This window comes from Methylicorpusculum sp., assembly GCF_030651835.1.
Classification (GTDB): Bacteria; Pseudomonadota; Gammaproteobacteria; order Methylococcales; family Methylomonadaceae; genus Methylicorpusculum.
This window is the reverse complement of record NZ_JAUSBX010000038.1, coordinates 59,656-80,907: the sequence shown is the minus strand read 5'-3', so window position 1 is coordinate 80,907 and position 21,252 is coordinate 59,656. Positions and strand designations below refer to the sequence as shown.

At 46.9% G+C, this 21,252-nt stretch carries 15 protein-coding genes; 13 read left to right on the top strand and 2 right to left on the bottom strand.

All coding sequences use genetic code 11. The features are described from left to right. Nucleotides 1–4: 4 nt before the first annotated feature. The 13 genes from tssM (at nucleotide 5) to Q7V32_RS04805 (ending at nucleotide 18,958) form a co-directional block, all read left to right on the top strand. Nucleotides 5–3,571, top strand: a complete 3,567-nt coding sequence (tssM, locus tag Q7V32_RS04865) for a type VI secretion system membrane subunit TssM (RefSeq protein WP_304895855.1) — start codon at nucleotides 5–7, stop codon at nucleotides 3,569–3,571. Between the two features lie 8 nt (nucleotides 3,572–3,579). Next, the gene (tagF, locus tag Q7V32_RS04860) at nucleotides 3,580–5,157 is read left to right on the top strand and encodes a type VI secretion system-associated protein TagF (RefSeq protein ID WP_304895854.1); all 1,578 of its coding nucleotides are present in this window, start codon (nucleotides 3,580–3,582) and stop codon (nucleotides 5,155–5,157) included. 54 nt (nucleotides 5,158–5,211) lie between these two features. Continuing rightward, a complete protein-coding gene (tssA, locus tag Q7V32_RS04855; protein ID WP_304895853.1) occupies nucleotides 5,212–6,258 on the top strand; it encodes a type VI secretion system protein TssA in 1,047 nt (348 codons plus the stop codon). 49 nt (nucleotides 6,259–6,307) lie between these two features. Beyond that, nucleotides 6,308–6,826 carry a type VI secretion system contractile sheath small subunit gene (tssB, locus tag Q7V32_RS04850; protein ID WP_159653899.1) on the top strand — a complete coding sequence of 173 codons (519 nt, stop codon included), beginning with the start codon at nucleotides 6,308–6,310 and terminating at the stop codon, nucleotides 6,824–6,826. 3 nt (nucleotides 6,827–6,829) lie between these two features. After that, on the top strand, nucleotides 6,830–8,326 hold the full coding sequence (tssC, locus tag Q7V32_RS04845; protein ID WP_304895852.1) for a type VI secretion system contractile sheath large subunit: 1,497 nt from the start codon (nucleotides 6,830–6,832) through the stop codon (nucleotides 8,324–8,326). Between the two features lie 172 nt (nucleotides 8,327–8,498). Next, nucleotides 8,499–8,990, top strand: coding sequence for a type VI secretion system tube protein Hcp (locus Q7V32_RS04840; protein ID WP_304895851.1), 492 nt, complete (start codon nucleotides 8,499–8,501; stop codon nucleotides 8,988–8,990). Nucleotides 8,991–9,109: 119 nt separating this feature from the next. Beyond that, entirely contained in the window at nucleotides 9,110–9,910 is an 801-nt protein-coding gene (locus tag Q7V32_RS04835; protein ID WP_304895850.1) for a type VI secretion system accessory protein TagJ, read from the top strand. Between the two features lie 3 nt (nucleotides 9,911–9,913). Then, nucleotides 9,914–10,414 carry a type VI secretion system baseplate subunit TssE gene (gene tssE, locus Q7V32_RS04830; RefSeq protein WP_159653893.1) on the top strand — a complete coding sequence of 167 codons (501 nt, stop codon included), beginning with the start codon at nucleotides 9,914–9,916 and terminating at the stop codon, nucleotides 10,412–10,414. Between the two features lie 3 nt (nucleotides 10,415–10,417). Continuing rightward, nucleotides 10,418–12,298, top strand: a complete 1,881-nt coding sequence (tssF, locus tag Q7V32_RS04825) for a type VI secretion system baseplate subunit TssF (protein WP_304895849.1) — start codon at nucleotides 10,418–10,420, stop codon at nucleotides 12,296–12,298. Next, nucleotides 12,262–13,281, top strand: a complete 1,020-nt coding sequence (tssG, locus tag Q7V32_RS04820; RefSeq protein WP_304895848.1) for a type VI secretion system baseplate subunit TssG — start codon at nucleotides 12,262–12,264, stop codon at nucleotides 13,279–13,281. The genes tssF and tssG overlap by 37 nt, the downstream gene beginning before the upstream one ends. A 28-nt stretch (nucleotides 13,282–13,309) precedes the next feature. Beyond that, nucleotides 13,310–16,027 carry a type VI secretion system ATPase TssH gene (tssH, locus tag Q7V32_RS04815; protein ID WP_304895847.1) on the top strand — a complete coding sequence of 906 codons (2,718 nt, stop codon included), beginning with the start codon at nucleotides 13,310–13,312 and terminating at the stop codon, nucleotides 16,025–16,027. 100 nt (nucleotides 16,028–16,127) lie between these two features. Next, nucleotides 16,128–16,775 (top strand): hypothetical protein, encoded by a 648-nt coding sequence (locus Q7V32_RS04810; protein ID WP_304895846.1) that lies wholly within the window; start codon nucleotides 16,128–16,130, stop codon nucleotides 16,773–16,775. Between the two features lie 242 nt (nucleotides 16,776–17,017). After that, a complete protein-coding gene (locus Q7V32_RS04805) occupies nucleotides 17,018–18,958 on the top strand; it encodes a type VI secretion system Vgr family protein (protein WP_304895845.1) in 1,941 nt (646 codons plus the stop codon). 15 nt (nucleotides 18,959–18,973) lie between these two features. Here the strand turns inward: Q7V32_RS04805 and Q7V32_RS04800 are convergent, their stop codons facing one another. After that, entirely contained in the window at nucleotides 18,974–19,183 is a 210-nt protein-coding gene (locus Q7V32_RS04800; RefSeq protein ID WP_304895844.1) for a cation:dicarboxylate symporter family transporter, read from the bottom strand. A 48-nt stretch (nucleotides 19,184–19,231) separates the two neighbouring features. Then, nucleotides 19,232–21,124, bottom strand: coding sequence for a serine/threonine-protein kinase (locus Q7V32_RS04795; RefSeq protein WP_304895843.1), 1,893 nt, complete (start codon nucleotides 21,122–21,124; stop codon nucleotides 19,232–19,234). Between the last annotated feature and the right edge of the window lie 128 nt (nucleotides 21,125–21,252).

Here is a 21,252-nt window from a genome sequence, read left to right as displayed (position 1 = left end):
AAGCGTGAAAAAAATCATCGATTTCTTCAAGAAACAATGGGTTATTCAATTATTAGGCATCATTGCGATTGCACTTTTACTCTGGTTTTTTGGGCCGCTGATTGCGATAGCGGGTCATACGCCGCTGGAATCGGAAGTGTCCAGACTCATCGCGCTGTTAATTGTGTTTGTGGTTTGGGGGCTGAATAATTCAAGAATTCAGATTAAAGCCAACCGTGCCAATAACAAAATGGTCAATGAACTGGCCGGATCAGGATTACCGGCGGATGCGGTTACTGATCAAACCGAAACCGAATCAAAGGAGGAAATCGGCGTTATCAGCCAGAATTTTGATGAGGCACTGAACACCCTAAAACAGATTAAAACCAAAACAGGCCAGGGCCGCCAGTATTTATACGAGTTGCCCTGGTACATCATTATCGGTCCTCCCGGTTCAGGTAAAACCACCGCATTGATTAATTCGGGTCTTGAATTTCCTCTGGCGGATAAATTCGGTAAAAATGCAATCCGGGGCGTTGGCGGCACGCGTAACTGTGATTGGTGGTTTACCGATCAGGCCGTCATGCTGGATACCGCCGGACGTTATACGACCCAGGACAGCCATGAAGCGGTCGATAAGGCCGCTTGGCTGGGTTTTTTGAATTTGCTCAAAAAACACCGTCCCCGCCGCCCTGTCAATGGTGTTTTGATTACGATGAGCTTGTCGGATTTGATCAAGCAAACCGAAGAGGAACGCTTGCAGCATGCACAAGCGATCAGACAAAGAATCCAGGAGTTACACGAACACTTCGGTATCCGTTTTCCGATTTATATGTTGTTTACCAAATGCGATTTGGTTGCAGGATTCAATGATTTTTTTGCCGACTTGGGTAAGGAAGAAAGAGCTCAAGTGTGGGGCGTTACTTTTCCCGAGGAAGATCAGACTAATCCGTCCGACGTCATTTCCAGAGTGGGCGATGATTTAGATGCCTTGTTGAATCGTCTGAATGAACGGCTTCCGAAAAGACTTCAGCAAGAACGGGATCTGCAAAGACGGCATCTTATTTTCGGTTTCCCGCAACGCATGGCCTTGTTAAAAGGCAACCTGTTTGAATTTTTGAAAGAATGTTATGGCGCCAACCGTTACCAGCAAGCGCCTTTTCTCCGGGGCGTCTATTTAACCAGCGGCACGCAGGAAGGCACGCCAATTGATCGGTTGATGGGTATATTGGCAAGCACTTTCAAGCTGGATCGTGTTTCGGTGCCGATGTTTAGCGGAAAAGGTAAAAGTTATTTTATTACCCGCCTACTGAAAGAAGTGATTTTTGAAGAAGCGCTGATTGTCGGCTTAAATCAACGGGTCGAACGCTATCAGGCTCTATTGCGACACGCCGCTTATGGTTCGGCCTTGGCTCTGACGCTGATAATGGCCGCTTTGTGGACGACCAGTTACACGCGCAACCAATCGGCGCTGACCGATCTGGATGATAAAATTCAACAATTTGACAAGACCGCGGCCAGTTATCCTATCCAAACCGATTTTTCTGCCTTATTGCAGCGGATGAATGCGATGCAGCAGATTGCTCAGGTTTACCCGGAAGTTACGCCTTGGTCCATGCGCTTCGGTCTTTACCAGGGCAGCAAGCTGCAACCGGTTATCAACGAAACTTACGAACAAGTGTTGCTCAAGCAATTTTTACCCTTGATAAAAGAGCGCCTTGAACAACGGATTACCGGCGAGGAAGCCAAAAGTCCGGATATATTGTATGAGCTGTTGAAAATTTATCTGATGCTGGGCGAGCCGGAGAGACTGGATTCCAGATTGGTGCGACCCTGGATTGCTGTCGATTGGGAAAAAAACTATTCCGATGATGTTCAAGTGAAGTTGCTTGAACATCTCGATAATCTGCTTAAATTGAAAATTGAGCCTCAGGAGCTTGACCCGCGCCTGGTCGCCTCAACCCGACAAATTCTAAATAGAGTACCGGTTGCTCAACAAGTCTATTTACGCATCAAAAGTGAGGCTTTGCAGGATAAGAGCCGTGATTACAAGGTGCTTGATGCCTTGGGTCCTAATGCCACGCGGGTGTTTACGTTGGCAAACGGCCGTCTGGAACAACAGATCATTCCTTATTTATTTACACATGACGGTTTCTATCAGGTTTTTTTAAAACAAAACCAGCAGCTCGCCAAGGAAACTGTCGATCAGAACTGGGTCTTGGGTGAAGCCGCCAAAGTTAGTGCGCCGGATCCGGAACGTCTTCAGCAGGATGTTCAGGGGTATTATGATAAAGACTTTATTCAATACTGGAATGATCTTCTGCAGAATATAAAAATCAGCAATATCAGCTCTATCCAGCAATCGATAGAAGTGCTTGAATTTGCGTCTGCACCCGATTCACCTATTCGTCTGCTGCTGTTGGCGCTGGATAATGAAACGTCACTGACTCGCAAACCACCCAGTCCATTGGATGCCTTGACTGCAGCCAAAGAGGGCGTGGAACAGGCAGTGGATGCACGGACTCAAAAGCTGTTGAAAACCGTTAAATCAGAAGACGCTGGTAATCTCCCCGCAGAACCGCCGGGAACTGTCGTTGAAAAGTATTTTCAACCTTTGACCTCCTTAGTCAGAAACGTCGGCGGAGCTGGCGCGCCGTTGGATCAGACCATCAATTTGCTCGGTCAGTTGTATGGCTTTATGATCGATTTGGGAAGTACCTCCGATAGCGGTGGGGCCGCAATCAAGATTGCCGCGCAACGTAGCGAAGGAGGCGGAGGCGGTGATGTGATGACGCGTATGAAGATGGAATCGGCCAGGCTGCCTGAGCCGCTAAAAAGTATGACTCAAACCCTATCCAGCGGTAATCTGAACATAATCATGGGCTCCAGCAAGGCTCAGCTCAATAAGCTTTGGCAGAGCGAAGTGTTGCCGCTTTATAAATCGGGTCTGGAAGGCCGTTACCCTTTCTCCAAACGCAGCAGCCGCGATACGGCATTGCAAGACTTTAGCCGTTTTTTTGCACCGAACGGTATTCTGGATCAGTTTTTCAATACCCATCTCAAGGCTTTTGTTGACACAAGTGGCAGAACCTGGAAGTTGATTGCTCAAAATAATCAATCGATCGGCATAGCGCCGGGCGTTCTGATTCAGTTCCAATATGCCGATAAGATTCGCGAGGTTTTCTTTCAAGGTGGAAGTCAGATGCCTTTGGTCAAGTTTAATCTCAAACCGGTTTCGCTAGATGCCAGTGCGTCCAGATTTTGGCTGAACCTGGAAGGCCAGCAATCGGATTACCGACACGGACCGACTCGAAGCACTCAGTTACAGTGGCCCGGAACAGACGGAAGCGGTTTGGTGCGATTCGGTTTTGACACATTGGACGGCAAGCAAGTCAGCCGGGCAGAGGAGGGGCCTTGGGCCTGGTTTAGAGTGCTCGATAAAGCCGGTATACAAATTACTGCCCAGGATAAATTTTTACTAACCTTTGATATTGATGGACTGCAAGCCGGTTATGAATTAAGCGCAACCAGTGTCGATAATCCTTTTGCACTGAGAGAATTGCAAAACTTTCAATTTCCGCTAAGTCTGTGATGACCGTTATGCAATTGGAACCCGGTTTCTACGGCAAACTGCCCATGTTGGGTGATTTTATTTCGCGCCGTTTACCACGTGACTTTTTGAATCCTTGGGACCATTGGCTTCAAAGTTCAATATCTGCCAGCCGGGAGGAGTTGGGTGATAACTGGTTAAATAGCTATATCAGCAGCCCCATTTGGCGATTCGTATTGAGTCAAGGTGTTTGCGGCCCATCGGCTTGGGCAGGCATTTTGATGCCCAGCGTTGATAAGGTCGGACGTTATTTTCCACTGACGGTTGCAGCCAAAATAATGAAGGAAGGTTATTTACCTGACTTGTTCTGTTCATCGGCCGGTTGGTTTGAGCATCTGGAAGCTGCTGCACTCAGCGGTCTGGAGGACAGCCTGGATACAGAGGAGTTCGATCGCCTTGTTCAAAACCTTCCTGCCGTTCCGGAAGTCAAAGCTATTCAAACTGGCGCACTTCAAGAGACCCAGCATCAATCGGGAAAAAATGCGTTTTATTTGACACTGGACCATCCAGACCAAATGTCTGAAGCCTTTACCGGCCTGAGTGAAGTGCTATTGGATCAGTCCATGCGGGGCTATAGTTTATGGAGTACTCTTGGTTCTGACGAACAGACTTCTGCATTGCTGGTGTGCGAGGGAATGCCTCCTCTTTCTGCGTTTTCAGGTTTGTTGACCGGGATAGTTGGTGAGCGTGGATGGAATATTCAAAAAAAGGTTATTCAGTCGAATCAGGATAAATCAGTTCGATTGCCAGGCAATGAACTCTTGCAAATGGGTTCAAACCAGGACGTCTCCGAATCGGAACAGGATACGGTGCCCCGGTTCCTGCACAACAACGAGTCGCCGGCAATCCTTTGTTCGGGTTGGGCGTCATGGGCGATCACCGATATCGGTAAACGACGAAAGTTTAACGAAGACGCCATACTTGACCGGCCTGACGCACGGTTGTGGGTGGTTGCTGACGGCATGGGCGGTCATACGGCTGGCGATGTGGCAAGTCAAATGATCGTCAATACCTTGCAAGACATTCCACCAGAAACCTCTTTGGAAGCTTATGTGGAAAGTGTTCGTAGCAGCCTGTTAAAGGTGAATGGTGCGTTACGTGACTATGCGGATAGTCATTATCAAGATCGGATTGTCGGCAGTACCGTTCTGGTTTTGATTGGTGATTTAAATCGCTGTGCTTATCTATGGGCCGGTGATAGCCGCTTGTACCGGTTAAGAAATAGCAAACTGGTGCAACTGACTCGAGATCATTGTTACAACGATGATGACTTAGCGCCGGGTTCGGTTTCATTGTCAGGCTGGGGTGTCAAACAGTCTAATATTATTACTCGAGCTGTAGGTGCAGATGATGAGTTGGACCTCGACTGCGAAGTAACGGATGTCTTGCCCGGCGATACGTTTTTATTGAGCAGTGATGGATTGGATAAAGAGCTCAGCAGGGAAGAGATTGAGTCTATACTCCTGACTCACAACTTAAAGGATAGTGTGAGCGCATTAATGGACCTTACTTTGGAACGGGGTGCTCGAGATAACGTCAGCGTGATTGTGGTGAATTTTAATCACTGAGTCTTGAAACATCAGGATCAGGTTAAAGCAATAATTTTAAAAGGAGTCAATTCATTGAGTATCGATATTGAAAAATATGTGCAGGATGTCGATCCGGATAATGTTTGTGGTGACGATCTTGAATATGATCCGGACTTTATAGCGCTGGAAAAAGATATAAAAGGTAAACCCGAACAGCAAATCGGCGATACCTTGGTAGAAGCTGAACCGCCTAATTGGCGAGAGATTAAAAAAAGCGCCGAAGCTTTGCTTGAGCGGACAAGGGATTTGCGAGTGCTGGTTTATTACCTTCGTTCGCTGATCGCTGTCGAGGGTGTTTCGGGGTTTCATACCGGACTTAAGCTGATCGAAACCCTAGTTCAGCAGCGATGGGATAGCCTTTATCCGCGACTGGATCCGGATGATGACAACGATCCCACCGAGCGCGTCAATATCCTGATGTCATTATGCGACCAGGAAACCATTTTGCGGCCATTACAGAGTGTGCCTTTAGTCGAATCCAAAGCCATTGGGCGATTCACACTCAGAGATGTGCTTATCGCAACCGAAAAACTGACTGTTTCGAAAATTGAAAACCCCGTCAGTTTGTCAACCATCGAGGCGGCTATACAAGACACCGATAGCGAAGCGCTTCAACAAAAACAAGCTTGGATTGCACAGGGTCTTGAAAGCCTCAATAGCCTGGAGAAATTTGTCACGCAAGAAGTTGGGATCAGTAATGCGCCAAATTTTGATGAGTTGAGGCATCTGTTAAAAGATATCAAAGGTCTTATGTCAAATTGGCTGGATACACTAGGCGTAAGTGATTCAGTCGATTCTGATGAGACAGAAGTCAGTGATTCCGACGATAAACCGAAGCAACAGGCCGCACAAAAATCCATTTCAGGCGCCATCAATAATAATCAGGATGTCATCAACACCCTCAAATTGATTTGCGACTATTACAAAAAAAACGAACCGTCCAGTCCGGTGCCGATTTTTCTGGAACGTGCTTTACGTCTGGTAGGTAAAAGTTTTATGGATGCGCTCAAGGATATTGCGCCTGACGGCGTTAGTCAGGCTAATTTAATCAGAGGCGTAAGAGATGAAGAGGATGAATAAAAGATTTGAGTAGCACCACTGTGTGTATTTTCAATTGAGGAGATAGTCAATGGCTGAAAGTAGTCAAAAATTTATTGCACGTAACCGCGCGCCCAGAGTTCAGATTGAATACGATGTTGAACTTTATGGGGCAGAGAAAAAAGTTCAGTTGCCTTTTGTAATGGGGGTTCTGGCTGATTTATCGGGAAAACCGGCTGATCCGCTGGCACCGGTTGCAGATCGAAAAATGCTTGAAATCGACGTCGACAACTTTGATGACAGACTGAAAGCAATGAAACCAAGAGTAGCTTTTACTGTGCCCAACACTTTGACCGGGGAAGGTAATCTGAATGTGGATATAACCTTCGATAGCATGGACGATTTTTCTCCGGCAGCCGTGGCAAGAAAAGTGGATGGACTCAACAAATTGCTGGAAGCGAGAACTCAACTGGCGAATCTGGTGACTTACATGGACGGTAAGGGTGGCGCAGAAGAATTAATTGCCAAAGTCATTAACGATCCGGCACTTTTGCAATCACTCACCGCAGCACCCAAACCGACTGATAAAACTGTCGAAGGGGGAGAATAAGCCATGGCAGAAACAGAAAAAGTTACAGAAGCGCAAGTCACTGAACAAGTCGGCGAAGTCAGCGATTTTTCATCGTTATTGAATAAGGAATTTAAACCCAAGTCTGACAGAGCCAAGCAAGAGGTTGAGAATGCGGTTCAAACCCTGGCCGAGTTCGTTTTAAAAGATACTTCGCTGGTGTCGGATGATGCGATTCAATCGATCCAATCGATTATTGCTCAAATTGACAAAAAGCTAACCGATCAAGTCAATTTGATCCTTCATCACGCGGATTATCAAAAGTTGGAAGGCACTTGGCGCGGGCTTCATTACATGGTGAACAACACTGAAACGGATGAGATGCTTAAAATCCGGGTGATGAATATTTCCAAGAATGAGCTGGGCAAGACGCTTAAAAAATTCAAGGGAACATCCTGGGATCAAAGCCCTTTGTTCAAAAAGCTTTATGAAGAGGAATTCGGACAATTTGGCGGCGAACCATTTGGTTGCTTGATGGGTGATTATTATTTTGATCATTCGCCGCAAGACGTGGACCTGTTGGGGCAAATTGCGCAAATCTCGGCGGCATCCCATGCCCCTTTCATAACCGGCGTGGCCCCTTCAACATTGCAAATGGATTCTTGGGGCGAGCTTGCCAATCCTCGTGACTTGACCAAAATATTTTCTACGCCGGATTATGCTGCATGGCGATCTTTGCGTGACTCTGATGATTCAAAATATCTGGGTTTGGCGATGCCGCGTTTTCTGTCCCGTTTACCCTACGGCGCCAAAACCGATCCAGTTGAAGATTTTGATTTCGAAGAAGATACCGAAGCCGCCAACAGCAATAACTACACTTGGTCTAATGCCGCTTATGCGATGGCGACCAACATCAACCGCTCATTTAAGCTCTACGGCTGGTGTTCAAGAATTCGCGGCATAGAGTCAGGCGGTGCAGTCGAAGGCTTACCTGTTCATACGTTTCCGACGGATGACGGTGGCGTCGACATGAAGTGCCCAACCGAAATTGCTATCAGTGATCGCCGTGAAGCCGAGCTGGCTAAATCCGGATTCATGCCGTTGATACATAAAAAGAATTCAGATTTTGCCGCCTTTATCGGGGCGCAATCGCTGCATAAACCGGCTGAATACGATGATCCCGATGCAACGGCCAATGCCAACCTGGCAGCGAGACTGCCTTATTTGTTCGCGACCTGCCGTTTTGCCCATTACCTTAAATGTATCGTGCGAGATAAAATCGGTTCATTCAAAGAGCGTGACGATATGGAAAGATGGCTGAATAGCTGGATCAGTAATTATGTATTAACCAATCCGGGATTAGCGACGGAAGAAGATAAAGCCATTCGTCCTTTGTCTGCCGCCGAAGTGGTGGTTGAAGAAGTCGAGGGTAATCCCGGCTACTATGCGTCAAAGTTTTATTTAAGGCCGCATTATCAGTTGGAAGGCTTAACCGTTTCTTTGCGATTAACCTCCAAACTACCTTCACAAAAAGGTGGCTAAGTTTCTGCTTAACAGTTTTTTTTGATAGAAGGCATAATCAGGGATTGCCTTATGGTTAGAGTGCAGCTTGAGTGTAAAAGGATAGATACTACATTTAAGTGAAATGGGTAAATACCGACTAGGATTTACCTAAAACAGTGATTTTCAGTCATATTATTTTGAGGAGAGAAAAATGATTTTATTAAAATTTGAACCGGAACTAAAAGGTGATTCAAAAACGGCCAAGCATGAAGGCTGGATAACTCTGGACTCATTGCAATGGGGCGTAGGCCGGGCAATAAGTACCAGCGGAGCCGGTGCAGATCGTGATACCAGTAATCCTTCTTTTTCTGAAGTTACAGTCACCAAAAGCATGGACATAGCGTCTGCACAGTTATTTCAGGAAGCGGCTTGCGGTAAATCGCTTACCAAAGCGACGTTTCATTTTATTCAAACGGGCGGCAAAGATGCTGAAGGCCAGGAGTACCTCGAAATTATTTTGGAAAATCCCATCATAAGCAGCTACAGCATGAGCAGTGGTGGCGACAGACCGAGTGAATCGTTTAGCATCAACTATATTGGCATTACAGTGCAATATAACCAATTCGAAAAAGGCGGTACCGCCAAAAAAGGTGAAGCTAAAGGTTATGATTTAAGTGTTAACAAGGTCAAAAATAAAATCTGATAGTGCCCTGTTTTTTTCTAAGTTAGCAGGTTTAAGGATGCTTTAATCCTTATGAATGGGCGGTTTAGGCCGCCCACTTTTTATAGTGATATTGATTTAAAAGAGCCGGTGATAAAGTCATGTTGAACAGTGAACAAGCCTTAAAAGACGGCAATCTTGACCAAGCGTTAGCTGATATTCAACAATCTGTGAGAAAAGATCCGGCTAACGTCAAATATAGAATTTATCTCTTTCAGCTTTTGTCGATTCTGGGTCAATGGGAACGTGCCTTAACCCAGCTCAATGTGCTGGCTGACATGGATGCGGCAACGCTGGCGATGGTGCAAACGTATCGTGAAGCCTTACGCTGCGAAGTATTGCGGAATGAAGTTTTCGCCGGTTTGAAAACGCCGTTGATTTTTGGTGAACCTCAACAGTGGATGGCCTTATTACTCCAAGCGCTAAAATTGACGGCACAACAAAAATATCAGGAAGCAAAAAGTTTGCGAGAGCACGCTTTTGACAGTGCGCCTGCAACAGCCGGTTCGATTAACGGAGAAAGCTTTGAGTGGCTGGCGGATGCCGATGTTCGCATAGGTCCCATGCTGGAAACCATCATCAACGGACAGTATTACTGGGTGCCTTTTCAGCATATCAAAGCCCTTCAACTAGAAGCCCCCGAAGATCTGCGCGACCTGGTTTGGTCGCCCGTACAACTGGTTTGGCAAAATGGTGGCGAAACGGTTGGCTTGATTCCAACACGTTATGTCAATTCAGAAATGCACCCGGACGCTGCTATAAAACTGGCGAGAATGACCGAATGGCAAGAGCCGGACGAGGGACTTTTTATCGGCCAGGGACAGCGCTTACTGAGCACCAATAATAACGATTATGCCTTGATGGATATACGTGAAATCAGTTTTTCTGACACTGCTGATTGAGTCATGGCCGAGCTAACCCAAAAAGAGCGCCTGCAACCTTCCTTACTTGACAGGTTGACTGATGATGAGCCGAATTCTCAGGTTGAATCCAGAGATAAGCGGGTTTTGTCGATGAATAAATTAAGGCAGTCGGTACTGAGAGACGTTTCCTGGTTATTAAATGCGGATTCGTTTGAGTCGGTTACTGATTTGACGGATTATCCCGAAGTGGCCCAGTCGGTTATCAATTTCGGCATAAAACATTTGGCCGGCACTTCGGTGGTGGGCGCCAATCTGTCAGATATTGAAAGAAAACTGAAACAAGCCATCACCGTCTTTGAGCCGCGTATTTTGCCTCATAGTTTAACGGTCAGGGTTTTCGCCTCGGACATGATGAATCAGCAAGCCATCAGTTTTGATATTGAGGCCAATTTATGGGCGCAACCATTACCGATCCATCTTTATTTACGGACAGAAATTAATATGCTGACCGGTGATGTGAATTTACGCGATATGGGTAGCTGAACCATGGATCCAAGATTGTTGAAATATTACAACACGGAATTACACCATTTACGTGAAATGGGTGGGGAGTTTGCTGCTGAATTTCCCAAAATTGCAGCACGATTAGGCATGGACAGCTTTGAATGCGCAGATCCTTATGTTGAAAGACTACTGGAAGGCTTTGCCTTTTTGGCCGCCCGGGTTCAGCTGAAACTTGACGCCGAGTTCCCCCGATTTACCCAGCATTTGCTGGAAATGATTTACCCCAACTATCTGGAGCCCACGCCATCAATGACCGTTGTTCAATTTCAGCCTGACTTGGCAGAAGGCTCATTGAATGAAGGTTTTGCTATCGAAAGAGGCACCGCTTTACGCAGCCAGACGGGAAAAGGCGAACAAACCCCTTGTGAATACCGAACCGCGCATGAGGTCAAACTATGGCCCTTGCAAATTACGCAGGCGGAATATTTACCCAATCTTGGCGCCGTCTCAAATCTGGGTGTGCCAAGCTTAAAGGGGGTGAAAGCAGCGCTTCGCCTTCGTCTGAAAACTTCGGCAGGGTTAAAATTCAATGGGCTTGCCTTAGATTCTCTGCCGGTTTTTTTAAGAGGTCATGGTGAATTGCCCATGCAACTCTATGAACAATTAATCGGCGACTCATTGGCCGTTTGCATGCAATCAACCGAAAAACCTTACACCTGGCAACATCTGGTAAAGGAAAATGCGATCAGCAGGCTTGGCTTTTCCGATGATGAAGCCTTACTAAACTATTCTCCCCGTTCATTCCAAGGTTACCGCTTATTACAGGAATACTTTGCATTTCCGGAGCGGTTTATGTTTGTCGGGTTAAACGGATTTGCGGATGCCGTAAATCACTGTGACGCTCAGGAAATGGACGTGATTGTCCTGCTTAAACGCAGTCATGCAAAACTGATCAGTGCCGTTGATAGTTCGCAATTTGCCTTGTTTTGCACCCCCGCAATTAACCTGTTTCCCAAGCACGCCGATCCCATCCATATCGATCAGAAGTTATCCGAGTTCCATGTCATTCCGGATCGATCCAGACCCATGGATTTTGAGGTGTGCCAGATTAAGGAAGTCATCGGAACCGGGGAGGGTGATGCGACTGAAAAACGGGAGTTTCAGCCTTTTTATCAATACAGCGATGAGCGCAATCATGACAGCTCGCCGGCCTATTACTCTTTGTACCGTCAGCAACGCGTGGCTTCGTCAAAACAAAAACGTCAGGGGCCGAGATCCAGCTATATAGGCAATGAAATTTTTATTGCTCTGGTCGATGGACAATCGGCGCCTTACAGTAAAGGCCTTAAGCAATTATCGATAAAGACCTTATGCAGTAATCGTGATTTGCCTTTGCAAATGCCTTTGGGCGGCGGAAAAACCGATTTCACCATGCAAAAAGGTGCGCCGGTAAACAGTATCCGTTGCCTTTCAGGTCCGACTAAACCCAGGGCGTCCAATGCCTATAGCAATGCAAACTGGAGTTTGATCAATCATTTGTCATTGAATTATTTAAGCCTGATAGACCGTAATGCTCAAGAAGGAGCGACCGCATTGAGGAGTTTATTAAGGCTATACAGTGAATACAACGTTGCGGCCATTACCAACCAGATTGAGGGCTTGTCATCTATTCAGGCGAATGCGATCGTCAGGCGTATCAATACGGCCGGACCTATCGTTTTTGGCCGTGGCCTGGAAATAACCCTTAATTTTGATGAATCTGCTTTTGAAGGCAGTGGCGTATTCTTGATGGGGGCCGTGCTGGAAAACTTTCTGGCCCGCTATATATCCATCAACTCTTTTACTGAAACCGTGGTGCAATCCTCGGATCGTGGAGAAATAATCAGATGGCCGGCGAGAATGGGTCGAAGAAAAATGATTTAGCAGAGGGCTTGCTCAAGGCGCCCTACCAATATGGTTTTTTTCATGCTTTACGGCTGATTGAATGTTGCCATGATGATAAACCTTTAATTGGCCAATCCTATCGGCCCGTTGATGACGCCGTAAGATTTGGTCAAGAAGTCTCCATGGCATTTGAGTCGTCGACACTCAGCCAATTTATTCCGGCGCACGATGGCAAACCGGCCCGATTGAACCAGCGTTTTTTGGGTTTGTTTGGACCGAATGGGGCCATGCCTTTGCATCTGACAGAATATGTGCGAAGCAGGGAGCATAACTTTCACGATCATACGCTGGCCCGGTTTTCAGACATTTTTCATCACCGGATGATCAGTTTGTTTTATCGGGCAAAAGCCAATACTGAACCGGCTTTCAGTTTCGACCGGCCAAATCAGGATCGTTTTGCCGGCTTTTTGGGGTCATTATCCGGTATCGGTGATGAAGCGCTTCAAAAGCGGGACGCCATGCCGGATTTGGCTAAATTACATTACATTGGCTTGTTATCTAATCAGGCTAAAAATGCGGACGGGCTGATAGCCATATTGGCCGATTTTTTTAAACTGCCGGTAAAACTGGATGAGTTTATCGGCGAATGGTTGACGATTGAAGAAGAGGATTTAACCCGGCTAGGGGAGTCACCCAAAACCGGTAGTCTGGGTCTGTCGGTGGTGCTGGGTTCGCAGGTATGGAGTTGTCAGCATAAATTCAGGATTTTATTCGGCCCCTTGATGCTGAATGAATACCTCAGTTTGTTGCCTGCGGGTCAACGGCTGGAGATTTTGATTGCGATTGTCCGAAATTACACCGGTTTTGAGTTTAATTGGGATGTCAATCTGATATTAAGAAAAGATCAAGTGCCTATGACACGTCTTGATGGAAATTCGAGTCTCGGTTGGACAAGCTGGTTGGGGCCGCGTCAATCTGAAGACGATGCTGATGATTTGCTGCTCAACCCATTGCAAAGTTAAGTCAATAATAATGAAGCTGGAGTGAATTATGAGTGAAATAAGCCGTGTCGCATTATTCGGTAAACTGAACGCCGTGTGTTACAAATCCATAGAAGGAGCGACCGTATTCTGTAAAATGCGCGGCAATCCCTATGTCGAACTCGCTCACTGGTTACACCAGATACTCCAGTTGCAAGACTCGGATCTTCACAAAATCATTCGTCAATTTAATATTGACCCATCAAAACTTGCCAGAGATTTTACCGAATCCCTGGATCGGCTCCCAAGAGGTTCTACGTCTATTTCCGATTTGTCGACGCACGTTGAAGACGCCGTGGAGCGGGGTTGGGTCTATGGTACTTTGATGTTCGGCGAATCGCAGGTCCGTTCCGGTCACCTGGTTGTCGGGATTCTCAAAACCAAAGGCTTGACGCATGCTTTGCAAGCCATTTCCAAAGAGTTCGATAAAATTAAGCCTGATCTTTTGACCGAGCGATTTGCGGAAATCGTCAGCGGCTCACCGGAAGAAGGTTTGCGCAGCAGCGACGGTTTTCAGGTGGGTGGCGGCGCGGTTCCCGGAGAAGCCAGCGGGGCAATGTCGCCCGCTCAAATGGGTAAACAGGAAGCGCTTAAACAATTCACTGTCGATTTAACTGAACAGGCCCGACTGGGCAAAATGGACCCTATCGTGGGTCGAGATGAAGAAATAAGGCAGGTGATCGATATTTTAATGCGCCGCCGTCAAAACAATCCCATTCTGACCGGCGAGGCCGGGGTGGGTAAAACAGCCGTTGTCGAAGGTTTTGCCCAGAAAATTGTTGCAGGCGATGTTCCTCCTTCTTTGCAGGACGTGACGCTACGCACGCTGGATGTCGGCTTGCTGCAGGCTGGAGCCAGCATGAAAGGTGAGTTTGAAAACCGCCTGCGTCAGGTGATTGAAGAAGTTCAATCGTCCGAAAAGCCCATCATTTTGTTCATCGACGAAGCGCATACTTTGGTAGGGGCTGGCGGTGCTGCCGGAACCGGCGATGCAGCTAATCTGTTGAAACCGGCTTTAGCCCGCGGTACGCTGAGAACGGTTGCGGCAACAACCTGGGCCGAATACAAAAAACACATCGAAAAAGACCCGGCCTTGACCCGGCGTTTTCAGGTTGTGCAAGTGCATGAGCCCAGCGAGGAAAAAGCTATTCTGATGATGCGCGGGGTGGCTTCGGTGATGGAAAAACATCATAAAGTGCAAGTGCTGGATGAGGCTTTGGAAGCCTCGGTCAGATTGTCACACCGGTATATTCCTGCCCGGCAACTGCCTGATAAATCAGTCAGTTTGCTCGATACGGCTTCCGCTCGAGTAGCTATCAGTCAACATGCCGTACCTGCAGAAGTGGATGACTGCCGCAAACGCATCAATGCGCTCAATACCGAACTGGAAATTATTGCCCGTGAAAAAGCCGTAGGCATCGATATCAAAGACAGGGAAACAGTGGCCATGGAACACTTGGCGAGTGAAACTGAGCGATTGACAGGCTTGGAAGCGCGTTGGAACACCGAACGTGATTTAGTCAAAAATATTCTCGATATACGCTCACAACTGCGCGCATTAACAGGCAAAGTGGAAGGCACTGCAAGCGATTTGGAAAAAGCCGCCGATGAAGCTGCAGGGACTACCGCCGACCCCGTTTCCCGTGAAAAACTGCTGGAAGAACTCAAAGCCCTGCAAGTTAAATTACACGAACTTCAGGGCGAATCACCGCTTATTTTACCCAGCGTTGATGCGCAGGCTGTCGCTTCTGTGGTTGGCGACTGGACAGGCATACCCGTCGGACGCATGGTCAAGAATGAAATTGAAACCATCATTCATCTGGCTGACAACATCGAACAACGCATTATCGGCCAACGTCACGCGCTGGAGATGATCGCCAAACGGATACAAACCTCACGTGCCGGTTTGGATAATCCGAATAAACCGATAGGTGTTTTCATGTTGGCAGGCACCTCGGGCGTAGGTAAAACCGAAACAGCCCTGGCACTTGCGGAAACGCTTTACGGTGGTGAGCAAAATGTCATCACCATCAATATGAGCGAATACCAGGAAGCGCATACCGTATCGACCTTAAAAGGCGCGCCTCCCGGCTATGTCGGCTACGGTGAAGGCGGTGTGCTCACCGAAGCGGTCAGACGCAGACCTTATTCTGTGGTGCTGCTGGACGAAGTTGAAAAAGCGCATCCCGATGTCCATGAAATCTTCTTCCAGGTGTTTGATAAAGGCTGGATGGAAGACGGAGAAGGGCGGGTCATTGATTTCAAGAACACGCTGATTTTATTGACCACCAATGCAGGCACCGAATTGATCAGTAATCTTTGCAAAGACCCTGATCTCATGCCGGAACCCGAAGGCATTGCCAAAGCTCTACGCGAACCCTTGTTAAAAGTATTTCCGCCCGCGTTGTTAGGCCGTTTGGTCGTCATTCCTTATTACCCGCTCAGCGACGAAATGATTGCCGCCATAACCCGTTTGCAACTGGGCCGCATCAAAAAACGTATTGCAGAAAGTCATAAAGTTCCGTTTACCTATGATGAAGAGGTCATCAAGCTGATTGCCAGCCGCTGTACGGAACTGGAAAGCGGTGGGCGGATGATTGACTCTATTTTAACCAATACCCTGTTATCCAGCATCAGCGCCGAGTTTTTAACCCGGATGATGGAAGGTAAGTCGATTGACCGGGTGCATGTCAGTGTGGCTGATGAGGAGTTTGTTTATGAGTTTTGATGGGATTGTGCTTAAAAAGGTGGTTTAGCCTCAAAGGTCGGGTTTTGTTGGCTTGGATGCGGTCAAAACTAACTTAAATTTAAATGCGAAGGAGAAACTGATGGCTGCGAAATACATAAAATCGACAAGCAACTTGTCCCCCAAAAACGTCTGGAACAAGATGAATACTGGGGTATGGTCGTTCGAAGATTGCCCTTGGGTAATAATTGGCAACGTCTATACGTCAGTGAATTTCACGGGCGACGGGTCATGGCAAGAAATCGTTCGGGATTTATATAGTAAAGGGCAAAAGACTTTTACCGTGTTAGCTGGAAGGCATGGGGACCAATTAGGTCAACAAATCGACCTCTCGACGGGGAAATTTATCCCACGCGATGGGAAAGACAATGCTATCAACCCAAACGACGATCTTAAAGTAGCGAAGAGTCTGAACACAAACCCAAAGCTGGCGGGGATTAACGTTATTGTGAATGATGTAGGGAGCGGGACGCATGACAGTGTTGATAAGTTGAAAGCTGAAATCGATAAACAGCTGCTTTCCAACCGGATTGTGATACTGGCTTGGTGTTATTCTTTATTTGCCATGAAGCCAGGGTGGGACAACAACGTGAAGAATGCTTGGCCGCAAGTTTTTAGCGGTCCCGACATGACGCCGATCTCTTTTACCGCGAAGGATTGGGATTGGGTATCTAAATATTCGACGTGCCCCGCATCGATTGCAGCTGAACGGGTAGCGGTTTCCGATTAATTAAATGTCCGAAATTAATGACGGCCGTTCGAGGGATTAAGTGTAGGGTGGATTCGCCGTTAGGCAATCCACAAATGGGCTGGTTGGGATTGTTGTTGTGCATTGATTGGCGGTTTGCTATCGCGAAACCGCCCTACATTAATTCATTTTATGGGCATTTAAACTTTGATTTAGACAAGTCAATAAAACCAATCTGTCAGTCGCCTCTGTTAGGTCACTTTATAACCGGAAACATTTGAATCATGGCTCAAAACAACCGAACCGTTACCGCAACCACGCCGTTGGGAAAAGACCAGCTCATCTTTTATGGAATGACCGGTACTGAAAAAATAGGTCGGTTATTTGAGTTTGAAGTTGAGTTGATTCGCGAGATAAAACTGGGCAGCGTCAAAGCTGACCAGCTGCTCGGTAAGGGCTTGACCGTTAAACTTGAGCTGAAAAGCGGTGATCGTTTCTTTAATGGCGAGATCGTTCAGTTCAAACATACCGGTTTTCGCGGTGACTATATCTACTACCGGGCTACGGTTAAGCCGTGGTTATGGTATCTGAGTTTGAATGCCAACAGCCGTATTTTTCAGGATAAATCCGTAGTCGATGTCATCAAGGCCGTTTTGGCTGAATATGCCTTTGCTGATGTTAAATATAAAATTGAAGGCTCTTACGAATCTTTAGATTATTGTGTGCAGTACCGTGAAAGTGATTTTGATTTTATCAGCCGCCTGATGGAACATGACGGGATTTTTTATTATTTCGAACATCAAAATAACAAACACACATTGGTCATCACCGACTCAAACAATGATTGGCAATCGATTTCCGGTTATCAGACGATTCCTTTTTTTCCGCCCGGCAACATCGGTGTCAGAGAGCGAGATCATATCCATGAGTGGCTCAGTCAAAGTCAGGTAACTGCCGGCAAATATGAACTGAATGATTTTGACTTCGAGACGCCCAGTACGGATTTAACCAGTAAAAAGCATAATCTCAAGGGTTTTTCCAATAACAGTCAGGAAGTCTATGACTTTCCGGGTAAATATACCAAGGCATCTGTGGGCACCAAGCTCACGGAAAAGCGTCTTGAAGAAACCCAAATGGCTTATTCGTTAAAGCAAGGCCAGGGGAATGCCGCAGGTGTGATACCCGGAATGAAATTTAAGCTGACCGATTATTACTTTGCTGAAGAAAATACAGAACATGTGATTGTCTCAGCGTCGTATACCATCATGGGTGATGCTTTGGCGTCCGGTATGGGCGGAGGCGGAGAAATATTTCAGTGTCAATTCACCGCAATCGATGCAAGCCAGGTCTATCGGTCTCAAAGAATCACCCCTAAACCGGTTATTGCCGGTTCTCAGACGGCGATTGTGGTAGGCAAGTCCGGTGAGGAAATCTGGACCGATAAATACGGTCGGGTCAAAGTTCAGTTTCACTGGGACAGGGACGGGCAGTCAGATGAAAAAAGTTCCTGCTGGGTGCGCGTTTCTCAGCCTATGGCCGGTAAAAAATGGGGTTGGATTTCTCTGCCCAGGATCGGGCAGGAAGTCGTTGTCAGTTTTCTTGAAGGTGACCCGGATCAGCCTTTGATAACCGGTCGAGTCTACAACGGCGAACAAATGCCCCCTTACGATTTACCGGCTAACCAAACCCAAAGCGGGATTAAGACGCGCAGTTCCAAAGAAGGCTCTGCTGAGAATTTTAATGAATTGCGTTTTGAGGATAAAAAAGACTCGGAAGAAATTTATATCCATGCCGAAAAAGACTTCAATTGCGTGATCGAAAACAACGAGACCCGTAAAATCGGTCTCGATAAAAAAGACAAAGGCGATCAAACGATTGAAATTCAAAACCACAGAACGGTGACGTTAAATGAAGGCACTGATACGCTGACGGTCAAAATGGGGGATCGCAAAGCCCAAATTGATCAAGGTGATGACTCTACTCAAGTAAAAGCCGGAGATCATTCCGTCAAGGTAGACGTTGGCAAAAGTACCATTGAAGCCATGACCTCAATTGAATTAAAAGTCGGTGGGAACAGCATTAAGATCGAGCAATCCGGGATTACGATAAAAGGCATGATGGTAACGATTCAGGGCGACACCAAACTGGACGCCAAAAGCCCGATGACCACCGTTAACGGCGACGGCATGCTCACGTTGAAAGGCGGCATCATCATGATCAATTGAGCTCTTGCTGTGCTTTCATCTCGTAGTTATCGTCGGCCAAAACAAAACCGTCATTGCGCAGTTGGGGTGAACGTTTAACGCTGTCAAAATCGGATCGACAATAGGATCGATGGCAATCAGCAGGATGATCGCAACGCTGGTTGGCAAGCCAAGTGGATCCAGCGTAAATGCGATCGTGCTGAGGCCGATAACGCTAGGCGCACTGGACGATGCGATTCCTGCCACACCAGAAGGTTTCAGCTTCAGGTGAATTGAAACACCCGTCGAAAGAGTTTAGAACAAGCTGATGGTTTCCGATGCGTCTTTGCGCAAATACGTGTAATTTACAATGATTTTCCAGCTGAATTCGCCATCGAATTTGACAGAATTCCAGGCGGCAATTTTGTAAAACTCAGTATTGCCATCAATAAAACTGTAGTAGCCGATACTGTCATCCTCCACTAACGTCAGTCGGGCGAATGCCAGCAATGAAGGCGAGCTCCAAATGCCTTGATCGATAAAAAGATTAGTGCCGACTAATTTAGAATTCGCATCATACAATATCAGGCCATCGCTACGCATGATCCAAATGTCTCTAGGGCGATCAACCGATTTTAGAACGGTAGGGAAAAAATCAGGAAATACTTTTTCCGGATACATGACGGCCTCGATATAGTTGACGATAGTGCCGTTTTCAGAAATTGGGCTGCGAAAAATCAGTGACAGGTGATCATTTTCGACATTGACGGTGGGAGCCTGACTGTTTTCATCGGAGGCTGAAAAGAGGGAGAAGACTTCAGAGGCTTTTCGTAGGGAGAACGAGTCGAATCGGGGGTAATGATTATGCAGTTCTTTGAGGACTGCCTGCTCTGAATTGCTGTCAGCGCTGATTTTATCAGCGGCTTGTTTCATATCTGAAATCAATCGGGCTGATTTTGAGGCGATGGCGGCAGCAACCGTTTTTGCTTGATGCTGTGATAGTTCGCCGTAAGCCGTAACCAGGCTTAATGCTTGTTCGGCCTCTGTTTTGGCGCTGTGCATTTGCTTCGCATAATGGACAGAAAAACCCGCGCCGGCGGCGACGGTCAAAAAGAGCAGGGCAGTCATGATGACCGTAAATTTATTCTGCGCCAGAAACCTGCGTAATAATTCCTGTTTTGAGTAAGCATAAATATTGACCATCCGGCCATCGCGAAACGCTTTTAACTGTTCGGCCAGTTCGCCGGCATTGGCAAAACGTAAGGCAGGATCTTTATGAATCGCCTTTTCACAAATAGCGATTAATTCGGGCGGCGCGGATGGATTAAATTGTTTTGGGGACGGTGTCCGGTTGTCGCTTTTGATTTGCTGTTCAATTTCATCTAATGGACCCCGGTAGGGTAACGTGCCGGTAATGATTCTGAATAAAATGATGCCCAGGCTGTAAACATCGCTGGTTTTTCCGGACATACCGTTGAATTGCTCGGGGGCCATATAGGCAGGGGTTCCCAAAACTTCTGTCGAGGAGCTGTCACTAAGCGTATGTCTTTGATGGGTTAACGCTTCACGGTAAAAGTAAGTATTGTCATCATCGTCAAACACTTGGGCCAATCCCCAGTCCACCACGATGGTTTCACCAAAATTACCGCTGATGACATTGCCGGGTTTTAAGTCACGGTGAATAACGCCTTTAGCATGCGCATAGGCCAGCGTGTTGCAAACGTCGATGAGTATGCCCAATAATTTTATGCGTTGACTGAAGGTGTCTTCTACGTCGGACTGGGGCGTTTTTCTGAGCTGTTGTTCCAGCGTCTGACCTTTGATATAGCGCATTGCATAATAAGGCCTGCCATCCGCCTTACGGCCCAGTTCATAAACCGGCACAATGCCTGGATGCTCCAGTTTGCCGGTGATTTTGGCTTCATGGACAAATGAGTTTTCAATTTCGGTATCGGCGGGATTCTCGGGTGTGTGGAATTCTTCCAAAAGCTCTTTGACCGCAACCCGTCTGCCGATCGTCTCATCGTAAGCCAGATAAACCCGGCCGACGCCGCCTTCACCGATAATATCGAGAATCGCCAAATGGTCAGAAAAAGCGGGATTGGTTTTATTCGACGCTGATTTATTGAGGCTTGATGGCTTTTTGCTTAATCGAGTTGCGTCATCATCGAGCATTTCTTCTGCTGAATTGGATGGATCGACGTTCATTACGGCCTCAATAAATCGGATGTGGAGCCTTCATTATAGTATTGACTCCTTATTTAGATTGACAGCCGCAATTGTAATATTGAACAATCCCTCAAAAGGCTTACAAATCAATCAAGCAGTGCATTGGG

Coding starts and splice junctions, on each gene's coding strand:
- tssG (WP_304895848.1), top strand. CDS start 12,262: ATGGCCGGCGAGAATGGGTCGAAGAAAAATGATTTAGCAGAGGGCTTG.
- Q7V32_RS04810 (WP_304895846.1), top strand. CDS start 16,128: ATGGCTGCGAAATACATAAAATCGACAAGCAACTTGTCCCCCAAAAAC.
- Q7V32_RS04805 (WP_304895845.1), top strand. CDS start 17,018: ATGGCTCAAAACAACCGAACCGTTACCGCAACCACGCCGTTGGGAAAA.
- tagF (WP_304895854.1), top strand. CDS start 3,580: ATGCAATTGGAACCCGGTTTCTACGGCAAACTGCCCATGTTGGGTGAT.
- tssH (WP_304895847.1), top strand. CDS start 13,310: ATGAGTGAAATAAGCCGTGTCGCATTATTCGGTAAACTGAACGCCGTG.
- Q7V32_RS04835 (WP_304895850.1), top strand. CDS start 9,110: ATGTTGAACAGTGAACAAGCCTTAAAAGACGGCAATCTTGACCAAGCG.
- tssF (WP_304895849.1), top strand. CDS start 10,418: ATGGATCCAAGATTGTTGAAATATTACAACACGGAATTACACCATTTA.
- tssE (WP_159653893.1), top strand. CDS start 9,914: ATGGCCGAGCTAACCCAAAAAGAGCGCCTGCAACCTTCCTTACTTGAC.
- Q7V32_RS04795 (WP_304895843.1), bottom strand. CDS start 21,124: ATGAACGTCGATCCATCCAATTCAGCAGAAGAAATGCTCGATGATGAC.
- tssC (WP_304895852.1), top strand. CDS start 6,830: ATGGCAGAAACAGAAAAAGTTACAGAAGCGCAAGTCACTGAACAAGTC.
- tssB (WP_159653899.1), top strand. CDS start 6,308: ATGGCTGAAAGTAGTCAAAAATTTATTGCACGTAACCGCGCGCCCAGA.
- Q7V32_RS04840 (WP_304895851.1), top strand. CDS start 8,499: ATGATTTTATTAAAATTTGAACCGGAACTAAAAGGTGATTCAAAAACG.